The 15,281-nt window shown below is 43.1% G+C and carries 10 protein-coding genes and 2 pseudogenes; 4 read left to right on the top strand and 8 right to left on the bottom strand.

All coding sequences use genetic code 11. From position 1 onward, the window contains the following. The first annotated feature begins 317 nt into the window (after positions 1–317). Positions 318–1,582, top strand: a pseudogene (locus JZI27_RS05730) (IS110 family RNA-guided transposase). 465 nt (positions 1,583–2,047) lie between these two features. On the opposite strand, the gene JZI27_RS05725 reads toward JZI27_RS05730, so the two are convergent. The 7 genes and pseudogenes from JZI27_RS05725 to JZI27_RS05695 form a co-directional block, all read right to left on the bottom strand. Further along, positions 2,048–2,365 (bottom strand): hypothetical protein, encoded by a 318-nt coding sequence (locus tag JZI27_RS05725; protein ID WP_280207020.1) that lies wholly within the window; start codon positions 2,363–2,365, stop codon positions 2,048–2,050. A 70-nt stretch (positions 2,366–2,435) separates the two neighbouring features. After that, positions 2,436–2,912 carry a hypothetical protein gene (locus tag JZI27_RS05720; protein ID WP_280207019.1) on the bottom strand — a complete coding sequence of 159 codons (477 nt, stop codon included), beginning with the start codon at positions 2,910–2,912 and terminating at the stop codon, positions 2,436–2,438. Continuing rightward, on the bottom strand, positions 2,881–5,016 hold the full coding sequence (locus JZI27_RS05715; protein ID WP_481752795.1) for a site-specific integrase: 2,136 nt from the start codon (positions 5,014–5,016) through the stop codon (positions 2,881–2,883). Before JZI27_RS05715 ends, JZI27_RS05720 begins: the two co-directional genes overlap by 32 nt. A 5-nt stretch (positions 5,017–5,021) precedes the next feature. Continuing rightward, positions 5,022–6,384, bottom strand: a pseudogene (locus tag JZI27_RS05710) (tyrosine-type recombinase/integrase). A 470-nt stretch (positions 6,385–6,854) separates the two neighbouring features. Further along, complete coding sequence (locus JZI27_RS05705) at positions 6,855–7,565, bottom strand: hypothetical protein (protein ID WP_280207018.1); 711 nt, start codon at positions 7,563–7,565, stop codon at positions 6,855–6,857. Positions 7,566–7,580: 15 nt separating this feature from the next. Beyond that, the gene (locus JZI27_RS05700; RefSeq protein ID WP_280207017.1) at positions 7,581–8,141 is read right to left on the bottom strand and encodes an SH3 domain-containing protein; all 561 of its coding nucleotides are present in this window, start codon (positions 8,139–8,141) and stop codon (positions 7,581–7,583) included. A 602-nt stretch (positions 8,142–8,743) separates the two neighbouring features. After that, on the bottom strand, positions 8,744–9,616 hold the full coding sequence (locus tag JZI27_RS05695; protein WP_481752796.1) for a GNAT family N-acetyltransferase: 873 nt from the start codon (positions 9,614–9,616) through the stop codon (positions 8,744–8,746). Between the two features lie 1,001 nt (positions 9,617–10,617). Here JZI27_RS05695 and metA point away from each other — a divergent pair. From metA to JZI27_RS05680, 3 genes are all read left to right on the top strand, one after another. Then, positions 10,618–11,535: a homoserine O-acetyltransferase MetA gene (metA, locus tag JZI27_RS05690; protein ID WP_280207015.1), complete on the top strand. Its 918-nt coding sequence runs from the start codon at positions 10,618–10,620 to the stop codon at positions 11,533–11,535. Between the two features lie 138 nt (positions 11,536–11,673). Then, positions 11,674–12,834 (top strand): Ig-like domain-containing protein, encoded by a 1,161-nt coding sequence (locus tag JZI27_RS05685; protein WP_280207014.1) that lies wholly within the window; start codon positions 11,674–11,676, stop codon positions 12,832–12,834. Positions 12,835–13,013: 179 nt separating this feature from the next. After that, complete coding sequence (locus tag JZI27_RS05680) at positions 13,014–13,868, top strand: protein-glutamine gamma-glutamyltransferase (protein ID WP_280207013.1); 855 nt, start codon at positions 13,014–13,016, stop codon at positions 13,866–13,868. Positions 13,869–13,922: 54 nt separating this feature from the next. On the opposite strand, the gene solA is transcribed toward JZI27_RS05680, so the two are convergent. Then, the gene (gene solA, locus JZI27_RS05675) at positions 13,923–15,053 is read right to left on the bottom strand and encodes an N-methyl-L-tryptophan oxidase (RefSeq protein ID WP_280207012.1); all 1,131 of its coding nucleotides are present in this window, start codon (positions 15,051–15,053) and stop codon (positions 13,923–13,925) included. Between the last annotated feature and the right edge of the window lie 228 nt (positions 15,054–15,281).

Below are 15,281 nucleotides of genomic sequence, written 5' to 3'. Positions count from 1 at the left end.
TCTCCTGTATGGTAGTGATTCCTCGACACTTTCACTTTACCAAACGGAGTGGTGTTTTTCTATTTTTCAAGGAGCATTCTAAAATCGGCTTTAAACTTGTTGTACCAAGGGAATACTCTCATTTTCGCTCTGCGAAAGTTGAGTTATTTACAACAACATTTTTATTCAGTAATTCGACATTCGATTGAACTATCGATACCCGTTAGAATTCCTGTAAAACGAAAAATTTGGCGTTTGAACAAAAACGAGCGCCTCGGTACGATGGGGTTGCACACGAGGTCATAGCCTCAAAAAACCCATCAGGAGGTCGCTCTACTATGAAGTTTAAGGCACAGGAAAAGCAAAATCAACTCATTGAAAACATTACCGTTCATCATCTAGTCGTCGGCGTAGATATCGCTCAGGAGTTCATGTTGCTCGCGCAGTCAGCTTTCGAGGTATCGCACTAGGTACACCGCTAGACTTTGGCAGCCACCGTGAAGGTTTTGAGTTGTTTCGTCGCTGGATTCAAGATCTGCTTCAAACCTACAAGCTTAATAAAGTCATTGTGGGCATGGAGCCTACAGGCCACTACTGGCTGAGCTTAGCTCGCTGGCTTTCTTCGCAAGGCATTGAAGCCGTTCTCGTTAATCCTCATCTCGTCAAAAAGAACAAGGAAAACCGGGACAATACCCCATCCAAAAGCGACCGCAAGGACGCACTCGTTATCGCAGATATGATTAAAAACGGTTACTATTCCCCTGTACGTTTCAACCCTGAAGCCTATGAAGAACTCCGAGTCCTCATGGCTAACCGGGACACGGTATCCAAGCGGCTCAATAGTGCTGTAAATCAGATTCATCGATGGGTGGATATTGTCTTTCCTGAGTTGCGGCAGGTCTTCAAGATCCTCACCTGCACCAGTGCCATTGCTACCCTCAGACTCTTTCCCTTGCCAAAGGATATTAGTCGGTTAACGACCGAACAAATCCTCACCGGCTGGAAGCAATACGTAAAGCGTCATGCGGGAGTTAAAAGGGCAGAGCAGCTTATTACACTAGCAAAATGCAGTGTTGGCGCCACGCAAGCACTCCACGCCTACAAGCTTCATTTGGGGCAACTGCTTGAAGAATATGACTTGGCACAGAGCCAGCTTGAACAGATTGAGCATGAGCTCCAACTCATACTCGAACGTATTCCTTACGCGCAGAAGTTGCTTGAAATACGAGGTGTAAATGCAACAAGCTTAGCGGGAGTGCTAGGCGAGGCTGGTGATCTAAGCGGCTATGCACATGGAAATGCTCTACTACGGCATGCCGGCTTAAATCTAGCTGAGGCAAGTTCCGGAAAATGGCGAGGAAAGATGGTGCTCAGCAAACGAGGCCGTCCACGTCTGCGTCATTTTCTCTTTCTCATGACGATGTGTATGGTGATGACCAACCCGGAAGTTCGGGCTTTACACCACTACAATGTTGAGGAAAAGAAGCTAAAGAAGATGAAATCCATTATGAAATTGTGCGGTAAAGTGGCACGTATGCTTGTCGGTCTGGCTAAAAGCAGCGAAGCTTACGATTCGACCAAAGTTTTCCCACAGGCCGCATAAAACCAGTCGATCTTCACCAGCTCATGCATTCGCAGGATGATAAGAAGCACGGAGTATCGGGAGACGTTACGCAAAAGGGCTCTGACCCGTTCCGTTAGAAAGACCGACCTCCACCCCTTAGCTTAGATGTGACGAAGGAATGATAGGGCTTTGACCCGTTGAGATATGGGAGCGAGAATCGTTAGGGCGAAGTGGAGACGTGCAATATATGGAACAATATGGGTGATGGATGCCTCACCTTTGTTTGCGCATGCCCTTTTCTATTCACCCCAGCCAAAAGCTCCTCCATGACTTCTTCTCTTACACTTGCCATAGGGTGAAATCCTGCGAATTCATGAGTCTGAGTGAGGAAACTGAATCATTTCGAGGGAGCGTAATGAACTCTGTTGCATACCCAATTCGTGAATATGATGTTAGGTGATGTCAAGACCTTCTTGGATTATCCTTCAAGACTTAGTACTTCTATTAGTTCTTGATACTGATCGTTGAATAGTCAATAAAAATACCAAATAATCCTATTACCTTCATTTCATAAATAGTGTTTGAGCTTGAATAGTTATCTTCTACTTTTTGGTATATACCTGCACTTTTAATATATCTTGAATTCCATTCAATTTCATTAGTGTTTTCTTTGCAAATCATTTCTTTCGGTGTAGACGTACATGAAATATTGTATTTATCTGATAACCATTCAAAATAATCATCATCGGTTGGACAAGTTATAATTGAAATTATTATAACTATACTGATTAGCGAAAGAGTCAAAATAATTACTCGTTTCATATATCTCCTTTCACTTCAAAAGTCCGACACACCTGATGTGTTCGTGAAGTGATTACGCTATCCTGCCCGTTTAATCTCGACTAAACTGCTCAAAAATACTTGCTGTCCATTTGCTATGGTTTTCGGCAATGAACTGCTCCGTCTGTATCAGCTTATCTACAAGTTCCTGTTTCGTTAACTTCATGTATTTTTGACGAAGGTGTACAAGATTACGATTAGGGCTAATGCGTCTTAGATTAGTATCTAGTGTCGTGTTTAATTGGGAAGGTCGTTTATCTGTTTGTCTTTTTTTATACGTATGGCTGTGTTGCTTGTAATAATCGAACAACAATTCATTCGTTTTTATAGTATTCGGATGAATCCCTTTACCTGTAGGATCAAATTCTTTAGATTTAATGTGAATGTTATTTAAGGTAACGGACTTGCTCTCTTTCACCAACGCATCGATAGCAGACTTACCCAATTGAAAGGAACGAGCTTTGTTTTTTTCGTGAACAGCATGGAGCCAAGGACGGTCATCGTTTGTTGGTGTGGATAATTGGCTCACATTGTTGCTCCTCTCTGTACTGTTTAATCAGCTCAATTTCTTTTAGTTCAATCCTGGCTTGCTTACGCATCTCTTTCGCCTTTTTAACTTCCACATCAAGCCCCATTTCCGTATAGCGTTCCTCCATATACTTAGAAAGCTCAATCAATTCATGTAATTCGTGTTCTTGCTCAGGCTCGGGGATTTTAGCCTTGCAGCCTAAACACGCCATCTTAGTAGGGCATACATAATCCGTAACACAAGTACCACCTAACACCTTATTAAACACACCGACTTTGCTGTTGTGTTCCTCCAACTCTTTTTGTAGCTCTTCTGGACTGCGCAGGATCGCTTCGTCAATGTCAACATAGCTTGCAATGACATCATGTAATTCACCAACAGCTTGAGCTACTTGTGTAGCTGTAGGGGCTGAATAATACCCCGTAACATTCAGATTCCTTTGGTGAAGAATTTTTGCAACAATGTCGATTGGCATCTTTTGCCGTTGAACCGCCTCTGTTGCAAATGCATGACGGAGAAGGTGGCTTTTTACGGCTACGGGATTTCCCTCTTGCGTTTCAAATCGTAGTGCGTGTAGTAAAAATCGAATGCATGATGAAATAGAGATTGCAATTAATGCTTTTTTTTCATACTGGAAATAATACGGTTTCGGTTCTGGAAAAAGGTGTTTTCTTTCATAGCGATACTCAACACTCGGAATCTTGTCACTTTGAAAATGGTCTTTCAGCATTCGAAGCACAATTTGAATATACTCCATCGTTTGTCTGCTGATATAGAATTCTTCAACCTCGTCACGTCCCTTGGGAGTCACACGAAAAGAATAATGAAGTTTGTCTTTCACCTTTTTCACTTGGATACACTCTTTCGTGCTATTGATCTGCAACAATTCATTCATTCTTGCTCCTGTTGTCGTAAAGACATCAACCGCTAACAGACCAAAGGTACAAGCAACATAAAACGGCTCTACATCAAACAAAACGCCCTCTGCTTTATCCTTATGAAGCGAAACAAATGTGCTTTGAAACAAGATTCCTTTCTGCCTTCCGTCGAAGGGTTCAGGATTGCGTTTCGACTTTTCTTCACCGTATCCCCATAAATTTAAAAGGGTACGCTTTCGTTGTATCTCTTCTTCTGTGGCATTTTGGCTCCACTTTCCCAATACACCTAATTGAATGATTTCTGTGAACCACAATCCATCGGCTTCTTCATCATTATCGATCCGTTCTGCCTTAACAAATTCAACAAAGAAGTGATTGTTTTCGTCTGAGTATGTAACTTTACGATTAATAGCCATTTCGACAACAGACTCAGTAAACTGTTCTTGGTGGTGTAAGACAAAGGATGATTTGTCCCATAAACGGAAATACAGACGCTCTCCAATGCGTTCAGGTTCATCATAGTAGAATTCTAAAGGAAGCTGATCAGAAAGCTTCTGCACATCTTCTATCGCTTTATAGAAGGCATCCCGAAGACGTTTCATTTGATTCCAACGAAAACGTGCAGTCGCCCTGATTTCAGGCAAATATGGAACAATGGCATCCGTCTCATCCTTGCGGTTATTTTGACGTTGTTCCATAGCCAATTTTTTAAAAGAAAAACCTCTTGAATCAAATGACGGCATTTGGAGTAAAAACTGTTCAAAATAGGCTTGTTCTTCTTGATTTAACTTCTGAGTGAGCCATTTTTTTGTGTTGTATGCAAACGTTTTATACCATGCCAAAAACTCCCAACGCATATTATTTGAATGTTCTGGATAGCACTCTCCAGTAAGGTAGCCGTACATGTGAATATCTACATTGAATTCACTCATCGTCGGGATTGAATAGATTTGGAATAGTTCTTTCATTCTCGGCTGTATTCTAAACAGTTTACCAATAGTTCTTGGATCTAAGTTTCTATCTGTTTGAATGAATACTGCTAACAGAAAGTGATTACACCAAGGCATATCTATGACGTTATTTATAAAATACTGGATATTCATTTCATTAACTTTATCCAACAAGAACTTTCCTCTGGCATCCTGGAGATGCAAGATGTTCTCATTTACCCTACCTTGCAATGTTGAATAATATGCCGATTCAGGTTGCATGTTTATTAATGTCAATACGCTCACTCCAATCCATCTAGTAATTCTTGTAAGTCATGATCATTTTTTAAATCTACTGAGTTCTTTATGAGCGTTAACTGTGGTTTCTGCTCACGTTTTACCTTGCGATTGGCATTGTACTCTCGCTCTCTTTGTTTCATGCTTTCAAGCATTTGGTCGTGAGCTTTCCGATGTTTTTCTTCGTCAAAATAATGTTCGTAAACTTTGATAGTCTCTTGGTTTTTCCATTTCATGTACTTAATGAGTTCATCTTTTCGTTGCTGAATTTCGGCTTCTGTTTTTGAAATGTTATAGATCTCTCTTAGCCTTGTCGTCACGAACCAATGTCTGGCTTTGTGGGGGTTTAGCTTGATTTGACTTATCTGCATTGCTTTATTCCAATGATAATACCAAGCTTCATACGTGAGCGGCGTTCCCCATTCTGTCAGGAATATAGGTGCTTCATCAGGCAATTCATCAAATCCCCGATGGTTCGGATCAAGCTGTTTTCGTTCCGTGTTAATGTAATGAATCAGACGCTTTACAGTGTCTTTACCGAACCGCAAGAATTTCACCTTTCGACCATGACTCCCTTTATTGAAAGTGCTGACCTCTTGGAAGCTCTTCCTTGCACGGTAATCGCCAATTGTAAGCTCTATGATCTCCGAAGCCCTGGCTCCTGTTTCAAATAACATACGAGTGATGGTCATCTCTCGATCTGACCAATTCGCTTTCTTACCCGACTGATACACCTGATAGGGTAGGTTAGGATCGTCAATAATTTGGGGTTGCCACTCTTCGTTAATCAACTTAAAAAAGGAGTCTGTTAATCGGCGTGTTGGGATGGGGTCTTCTGTTCCGCTGATAGATGGCATTCGTGGCTTACTCATCCTCACTCCTTCAATATGGCTTCTGTAATCGCTCAAAATGGCTTGTGAATCGATTAGAGGGTTATAGAAGGGATACTGTCTAAGAAAGATCATAGACTTGTAAAATGACTTCACAGACGATAAAAATCGATTCACCGTATTTGGACTTTTTTGAGTCAAGTTTACAAAGCGAAACGTGTCCTTTTCCTTCACTTTGCATAACATTTCGTTCATAAGGTAATCTTCAATGGCAACACGAATTGCTTCTGGCGGATCACCCCACTGAACTCGACTTCTTTGATAATTGCTGTGGGTTATCTAACCATGTAAAAAAGGGGAGAAGTGTTTGCAAGTAGGAGAGTGCAGAGCTGTGACTGATCCTTCCTTTACAATCATGATAGAAATCGGTCAATGGCAGGAAAGGATGATCACCATTGAACACCAACAACTCATAGCGGCTTTCGACACCTTCTGGACAATAAACGTAGTAATAATTTGTAGAATGTACGACAACCATAAGACACCTCGTTGCTGTCAAGAATATAACCGCATAGGAGAATATACGTTCGATTTGGTGTTATAAAAAAAGTTCCTACCCGATTGCTATTTCATTTCATGCGTTTGACTTGAAGTGACCAACCTTCCATAATGGGCTGTCTTATAAATGAAGACATCTCACTGGCATTGCCACTTTTTCTCCACAGGAACAGGATTTGCAATGTTCGTTTCTGTAGGCTAACATATTCAATGTTTCTTCATTTGGAGTGTCTAACGTGACTGCTTCATACGCTAAGAGAAACCATAATGATCATTTCTTCATTAGAAGACTGTTGCAATTACTCTGTGCAATGGTGAGATTGTTACATTGGACGTAAATGATTTTGATATTGTATGGGTGTATACAATAGATGAGAAGGGGATGAGTCTAGATAAAAGACACAATGAAAATAACAGGAGCACCATTATCAGTACTCCCGTTTTGAGTTTCTATTCTTTTTCTACGACAATATCATCTGCTGGAACTTCCTTTGCTTTAATATCTACATCGAATAAATCTGAAGAATCATCAATGAATTGGTAAGTTTCAGTTAGGACTTTTTCTTCCTTGCCATTCTTAATTTCGTAGATTTCACGCTCTAAAGGAATTCCAGTTTCAGAATCTAATCTAACGATTTCCTTAGTGTCATCGTTAAGTGATTCAATTTCATCAACAGAGACATTACTGTTCAACTTTGCACTCTTATTTAATTTCCACTTCTTGTCCTTCAGTTTATCTTTTGTTTCTTTGATTAGCGAAATTTGAAGGAGATTGTTGTTTTCAGCAGCGTCTTTTGAAGGCAATTCCCAAGTGTAAGCTTCTAATTCCCCACCTTCATTACCTATAGAAATTACTCTCTTGCCAGAATCCAATACAATGATACGGTTGATCAATTCTCCATCTTTAGTGTACTTGTCATGACGCTCTTGTTTGTTCTCAACATCTCGCCAGTGCTCATCGTATGTTCCATCGTTGTGATCAAATCTAATGTATTCAATTTTGGATTTAGGCTGAACAAATTCAGTTTGCGTTAAATCGTAAGTTTCTAATTTGCTTTTTTCTGCAAAGGTATTAGATGTAAAGTAGATGCTTGACAACAATGCAACGGACGTGATCCCCAAGACTACTCCAGACTTTACCCAAGTAGTTTTAAATTTCATTTGATTTCACTCCTTTTAAGGTTGTTCTTGAGCATTAGATCTCCAGCCATCAATGTATAATAATTCATTTCCAGTATCAACTCTTGAAGCTCTCCAAGCATTTGGGTTACTGTCTTCTGCATCTAAGGCAGTATCGCGGACGTTCTTTTTAAATTGAGTGCCTTTCGGATACGACTTAGCTACAGTTGTCAAAGAAGTATTCGTATACGTATTTGATGGTTCCGATGTCCCATATGCGTAATCTGTGAGAATTAAGTATCGGTCAGCATAATTACTTGTTGAACGAGCAATATATCCCATTGCAGCCGATGAATATTTACCAACGGAGGATTTTGGATAGTACCCATAAAGATACCTAAATCCATCACTACTTATGTCGCTATCTTTCCATACTACATCAGTACCAGTATAGATAGTTGCAATTATTGAATAAGAAGTTCCAGGGCCTGTTCTTACACTTAGTGAATCAGCCACGGTGTCGACGACAGACATTTTTGCAAATGCACCTGTAGCTAATATACTAGCGATTGAAAAGGAAGTGAATAGGCTGACGACAAGTTTCTTTTTTAACTTCACTGTAACACCCTCCTATTATTTCTAATTTCAACAATATATTACAAAATTTTACCAAATAGTAGAAGAGTATTTGTGCCTAGGTAGTAATTACCAAATTACTGCCTATATTATTTTTCTGTATATTTTTTAAAAATCTAGTTTCATTGAAGAGTGATCTAAAGGTGAAAGGATACCTCAATCTAGTACACTTCAAAACAACAAAATGAAGTCTACAATGCTAATGTACTGTTGTTCTAAGAAAATAAAGTTGTAGACTGAGGTTGTTGATTTGTCGGGATTATAATGTGCAAAAATCAATTACCTTTAGAAAATTGGTTTTAGACTGACTGGGCGTGCAAACAAAAGATGCAATCTAGAACTGAAAATAAACTTGTAGACTGCACCTTATCTTATTGGGCTATCGTTCTTAGTTAGATTAACATGTTATGTTCTTTCTCGTGAGGCATGTGGTATAGCTGCTATTTCACCAATAAGGGTACGAAAAGCCAAACCGTGTCCAGTTATGTGGAGTTCTGTTCACTGTTGGTGAGGAAAGACAATTAATTCGAAGATGTATTGGCGGAATTAGAAAAAAGGGGCGGAGAACCCCTCTTTTTTGTTGCCTAATCCAGTTTTGTAAAGTATCTTATTTCTTCTTTATCCGCACAGAACCCAACCGATTCGTATAGAGACAAGGCGGATTTATTCGTAGTTAATACCATGAGGTTTGCATATTGTAGCTGATTAGCTTTGAGATATCTCAAAGCTTGTGTAAGCAAAAACTTGGCAATGCCTCGCTTCCTCCATGGTTCACGCACATAAACATCTTCTATTACACCATGGTCTTCTACTTCCCACGCCATCAATCCACCAACAATGGTTTCAAATTGTCGTATTACCATGGATGTCCATAGTTTGCTATTCTTGTACTCAGATAACCTGTTAAGTCCTAGTGGAGTGTCAGGCCAAATTTCGGCTTCTATGTCAAGGTAATCTCTTTCTTCGCTAGATGTCCCCATCTTCCAGTTTGAGAATTGAAACTCCTCTTGAAGCTTCAACTCAGGAATCGGTTCATTCAAATCTCGTTTCATGCGATACAAACTATTCAGATGAAGGTATCCTTTTTGGATAAAAAACTGATTGTTTGCTGTTTCTGTCGAATCGTTACCAACGCAAAGTATTGTTCCATATTCTTTAGGCAAAGTTTCTTTTATTTGATTTGCTCTTATGAAAAGATACTGATAGACGTTGTCGAGTAAAGAAATGTCATTTTCTCTTTCGGGAACGGTTTTAAGATTGATGTATATAGAGTGATTGTTCTCTTTTGAACGACCAGGAGGTACAACGTTAATGATGCTAACCTGCCCCTTAGCGACCATTTTCCCATCTTCAAATGCGCAATAAACGTTACCCCAATTATCTTCGTCCCCGACCCACCAAAATGTTGCATTTTCTTTTACTGTTACTGATTGGTACAACTCGCCAAGCGATGGCATGTCTCCATGTTGGAAATTACGTATGAAAATTTCTGTTGATGATTTGCTCAAAATAATACCCCTCTCAGTAATAGAGGATTTCGCAGTTTAGAGGGCTAGCTATATGAATTCCCTTTAATAAGTTGCCCTTTTTTATCATTTGTTTACTCACAACAAACGCTTATTTTAACAGTTATTACCATTTACAATAACATACCTTGGTCATTGTATCAAACATATTTACAACTATAATTATTTTCTCAACAGAACTGGCCGCCAGTCTAACACTTTATTTCTCAGTCTAGTACTTTATTTTTTAGTCTACAACTTTATTTTCACGGAACAACTGTAGGGGTAGCATTTAGTGATTAATTTGACTTAACTGTTGCGAATTTGTACTCTAATACACCAATACTGATAAAGCCACCAATAAATTTTGGAGATTGTATCAAGCTTTTGCCATCGACTTCTGGTTGAATCAGTTGTACAAATGGTTTCGGTATTGCGACATCAATGGGATCGCGTTTAGGTACTCTCCATCCTTCTTTGTCACTTCTCAAGTAGGCGTTAGGGAATTTCCATGATTTAATCTATCTTTTAATGGTTTCTTCGCTTCTGCTCATGTGATGAGTTAATTCTTTTACAGAAAACACATCCAAAACATTCACTCCCAACTCCCATATTATGCCGTGTAAAAATATGGTTTTAAATAACAGTATTTGCCGTAGAGTAATCCACACACTTCTTCATAAAACAAAAGAGGATGAGCCACCACGCATAAGGGGATAATCCCTTTGCATGACTCATCCTTTTTAAAATGTTTAACATTGTATTCAATTGCTTATTGTTAGTGGTTTTAGTAGACTTTCTCCACCTTTAATGTTACAGAATATGACAGGCGGTTTTTTTTGCTAATTTGTTGCGTGAAAATGAATATAATGGCAGGAAGTTGAGTATTGTTGTCGAAATTCTCGGGATTACGTCATACTGCTTAGTCAAGCATAGAGAGGAGGATATTTCGAATGCCAATTAAAGTGCCAGATGGATTGCCTGCAACCGAGATTTTAACCAATGAGAACATTTTTGTGATGCCGGAGAGTCGGGCGTTCACACAAGATATTCGACCTTTGCGGATTGTCATTTTAAACTTGATGCCTGTCAAGGAAACCACAGAGACACAGCTGCTACGTCTGGTGGGAAATACACCGCTGCAGGTAGAGGTCGTACTGCTCCATATGTCTAGTCACACTTCCAAAAACACGTCAGAAGAGCATTTGTCTTCGTTTTATCATACATTCGCGGATATTCGGAATCAAAAGTTCGATGGGATGATCATCACGGGAGCTCCCGTTGAACAGCTCGAATTCGAGGATGTCACCTATTGGAATGAATTGAAGGAAATTCTGGATTGGAAGATGGAGCATGTGACGTCTACGCTTCATATTTGCTGGGGGGCACAGGCGGGCCTTTACCATCATTTTGGAGTGCCAAAGCATCCGTTGCCTGAAAAAATGTTCGGCATCTTCCCTCATACCTTGAACAAGCAGAATGTAAAGCTGTTCCGCGGATTTGACACGTATTTTTACGTTCCGCACTCCCGTCATACGGAGAATCGTCGAGAGGATATCGAGAATGTCGATGACCTCGAAATTCTCTCCGAATCCGATGATTCCGGTGTCTACATCGTAGCGACCAAGGATGGGCGACAGATTTTCGTGACCGGTCACTCCGAGTATGATCCATACACCCTGCAGGATGAGTATAAGCGTGATGTAAACAAGGGGCTGGACATCGCGGTTCCCCAAAATTACTATCCGAAGGACGACCCAAACCGCGAACCGATCGTGACTTGGCGCTCTCATGCCAATCTGCTGTTCTCCAACTGGTTGAACTACTACGTGTACCAGGAGACGCCGTTCGATTGGGGTAACACCAAATAGAAAAAAGAATGGATCTTGAACCATCCGAGCTATTCGGGTGGTTTTTGCATTTTGAGGCTTTTGACACTCAACGATTTGTTCCTATTTTGCCGATAATGAAAATAGTGGAAAAATGCTGTTCATAAAGGAGAGAGATCCGTGTCCAAGACAAGAACACTCAGAACCTGGCACAAACGGGTAGTTGTGGCTATTTTTAGTTGTGCGTTGCTCCTATCAGGAGTCGGTCATGCGCCTGCACATGCAGAGAGCCATGCAGCTGTGCAGCAAGCGAAGGACAAGAAGGAAAAGCAGGCCAAGCTGACGAGATTGGTGAGCGATGCGAAGAAAATCACGTTAAAGAAAGCAGGGACTCAGCAGATCTCCTTGCAAGCTGTCTACACGGACAAGACAAAAGTGGATGTCACGAAGCTGGCCGTGTGGGAATCATCGGATGAAGAAATCGTCACGGTGGAAGCAGGACTGGTAACAGCTCTTGGTTCCGGCAAAACCAAAATCAAAGCAAGCTACGAAGGAAAGAGCTTCACGATTCCAGTCGAAGTGGACGTAGTCACCAGGCTGACCGCTAATGAGAAAAAGGTAGCCCTCAGTCTGGAAGGAACCAAACAGGTAACGCTGACTGCTGTCTATGCGGACAAGACGACCGCAGACGTGTCAGAGCTGGCGGAATGGGAAAGTGCGAACACCGAAATCGTGACAGTCGAAAATGGCCTCGTCACAGCGGTTGGCTCCGGTAAGACGAAAATCAAGGCGACCTATGGTTCGAAGACGATTACACTCCCAGTCGAGGTCGATGTAGTCTCCAAGCTTCTGGCGAGCACCAAAAAACTGTCGTTCAGCCAGGCAGGAGCTACTCAGGTGGTGACCTTGACCGCTCAACTGTCGGATGGAACAAAGGTGGATGTGACGGAAAAGGCAGTATGGTCGACGGATCGAAGTGAAGTGGCTTCGGTAGAGGGTGGCACCGTGACCGCGGTAGCGCCAGGAAAGGCGAGAATCAAAGCGAGCTACGGCGGCAAAACGGTGACGCTTCCTCTGGAATTCAAGGAAGTGGTCAAAATCCCTGGGCTGGATGTACGCAATCTCACCATGAAAGTGGGCGAGACCAAGCAAGTCAACGTGGTCTTGAGCGGCTCTGACAAGACAAAGGAAATCGTGACGGAGCAGGCGGAATGGAATTCCTTGCATGACGAGATTGCTACCGTAGAGCTAGGAAAAGTGACGGCAGTCAAAAAGGGGAAAACGACGATCGTTGCCATCTATGGCGGCAAGCTGCTGAAGGTACAAGTGCATGTGAAGTAAAGTTTGATCCAGATGAGGCTGTCCCTCCTGTAATAGATGGAGGGGCGGCCTTTTTTAGCTGTCGGAAAACCATCAAGCTAGAGTACAAAAGTTGTTGTCCTCCATCTAAGCACGCACATAGGATTAGGCATGCGCATATAGATGTCTAATGATGTGAACAGGGATAGAGGAGGCAGCCTATGATATGGATTGCTGGACGACAGGTAAATCCCTCTATGCTAGCAGCAGAGTGGGGATTGAACGATGTGCAGCATGAGACGGTCCAGAGAATGGCCGCCAGTCGGGAGATCTTTGAGTACCCGTCTGCGGACGTGCTGCGTTTCGAGCTGAAGCTGAGAGATCATCTGGTTCAATCATCGCGAGCGCTTTACATGAGCGGCATCGCCTTTTCCGATTTTGAAAATTCGCGAAGCAACCCCAGATACTGGGAGCAGACGGAGCTGGGCGGTTTTCGCTTGCGTCCGGGAGTACCACCCTCTGAGGGCATTAAGGATATCTTTCAAAATGGCCGGCTCTATGCGACAGAGTGCGCCACTGCAATGGTGATCATCCTGTACCATGCCGTGATGCAGTCGATCCGGCTAGCAGATTTTGAGCGCTTGTTTGCAGACATCGTGCTGTACGATTGGCGTTATGACAAGGATTTGGATCTGCGAACGCTGCCTACCAACACGATCTTGCCCGGGGATATCGTCTACTTTGCCAATCCAGATTACGATCCGCAAACACCGCAGTGGCAGGGGGAGAATGCTGTCTACCTGGGCGATGGGCTCTATTACGGACATGGTGCGGGTATTCGTCCTGCCTCCTCGATGATTCCATTTTTAAATGAGCAGCGAAAACGAGGGGCGACCCGTTCCGCCTATCTCGTCAATCAGGCAACTCGCCCGGGCTTCGCCTATCTCACTCCTTTTGACAACGGGAGAAGCAGTTTTCCTTACATTAACAGGAGGGATGGTTTTCCGTACGATTCTTTCGAGGACATGAGCGGCAGGATTAGGGCGGAGATCGGGTCCAGCTATTGGGAAGAATAGGCATGAAAAAAAGCCTCGATTACGGGCTGGAACCGAGGCTTTTGGTTGATGGCATTAAAAACGGAGCAGCGAAAACATGGAGAGATTGTGGGAGGCCTTGCCGTCAGTCAGAAGCTGGCTCGCTGCTTCTCCCACTGCACTTGCGAATTTGAAGCCGTGACCGGAGAAGCCTGCTGTGGTCACCACATGCTCGTGCTCGGGATGACGATCAATGACGAAATGCTCATCGGGTGTCATCGTATAGATGCAGACCTTTCCTTGTGTAAGTCGGCCTGCGGCTTGCGGCATGTACGACTCGAGGAATGAGCGAACGTCTCCCTCGTCCGATGAAAAGGTACCGAATGTGCGGTCCAGCTGATCCGGATCGATCGGCTGTCCGGCATCGTGACGTCCGATTTTTACACCGGAGCCGTCAAAGCTGGGAAAGCCGTAAAACATCGAATCTCGGAGGGTAAACACAAAGGCAGGGAACTTGGCGGACTGGTACAGGTCTTCATCTGCTTCAAACCAAGCTACGGTCTTGCGAGTAGGCACGAGTGGCAGATGTAGACCGAGTGATTGCAGGATGGACGGATTCCATGCCCCGGCGCTTACTAGCACCTTGGCTCCGCGATAGCTCGCGTTTTCTGTCTGGACGATCACGTGATCGGGTTCGACCTGCAATCCCGTTACCCGTGTATGGGTGCGCAGGACAGCACCGTGCTGGATGGCGAGCTTCCGGTAAGCCCTGATGCATGCTTCCGAGTAGAGGACGCCGGAGTCCGGTTCAAGGCAAGTGTAGAAATCTTCAGGCAGCGTGATCCCCGGCCAGCGTTCATGGACTTCTTGTGCTTGCAAAACTTCCAGCGGCAGTGAGAATTGCTTGGCTGAATCCTGTACCTCCTGCAAGAACTGACAGCCGACTGGCCCAGCGCTGAGCACACCGGTCTGGGTAAAAAGCGGAACCCCTGACAAATCCTCCAGCTCCTTCCACAGCTCTTTGGCACGTAGAACGAGGGGGACGTACTGGACCCCTTCTCCATAGGCGTAACGAATGATCCGTGTGTCACCGTGATGGCTGCCCATCGTATGGGGCGGGTCATAGGCGTCCAGCAGCAGCGTGCGCACGCCTTTTTTGGCCAGATCGTACCCTGCAGCCATTCCCACTGATCCGGCGCCAACAATGATTACATCAAAACTCTCCATCCGTGCTCCCTCCAAGCTTTTGAAATGATGAGTTGGTATCATGGCTGTAGACTCATGTATTCGTGCATGTTTTCAAATCTTACTGATTATGATAGTGGTATCTGCGATGACACACAAGATCTTGTCAAACGGCGGATCAAAAGACTTCTCTTTTCACACGCATCCATCATGGTATATTGAAAGAGTGGAAAAAGACGATACGCTGAGATGAGTAGCGGGGGTACATAT

The sequence above is a fragment of the Brevibacillus sp. AY1 genome, from assembly GCF_029870785.1.
Lineage (GTDB): Bacteria > Bacillota > Bacilli > Brevibacillales > Brevibacillaceae > Brevibacillus > Brevibacillus invocatus.
The sequence above is the reverse complement of the archived record's forward strand: the minus strand, read 5'-3'. Positions and strand labels throughout refer to the sequence as shown.

What these genes read in the sequence shown, in the direction of transcription:
- JZI27_RS05725 (WP_280207020.1), bottom strand. Translation starts at nt 2,365, where the DNA reads ATGAAACGAGTAATTATTTTGACTCTTTCGCTAATCAGTATAGTTATA.
- JZI27_RS05705 (WP_280207018.1), bottom strand. Translation starts at nt 7,565, where the DNA reads ATGAAATTTAAAACTACTTGGGTAAAGTCTGGAGTAGTCTTGGGGATC.
- JZI27_RS05695 (WP_481752796.1), bottom strand. Translation starts at nt 9,616, where the DNA reads ATGCCATCGCTTGGCGAGTTGTACCAATCAGTAACAGTAAAAGAAAAT.
- metA (WP_280207015.1), top strand. Translation starts at nt 10,618, where the DNA reads ATGCCAATTAAAGTGCCAGATGGATTGCCTGCAACCGAGATTTTAACC.
- JZI27_RS05680 (WP_280207013.1), top strand. Translation starts at nt 13,014, where the DNA reads ATGATATGGATTGCTGGACGACAGGTAAATCCCTCTATGCTAGCAGCA.
- solA (WP_280207012.1), bottom strand. Translation starts at nt 15,053, where the DNA reads ATGGAGAGTTTTGATGTAATCATTGTTGGCGCCGGATCAGTGGGAATG.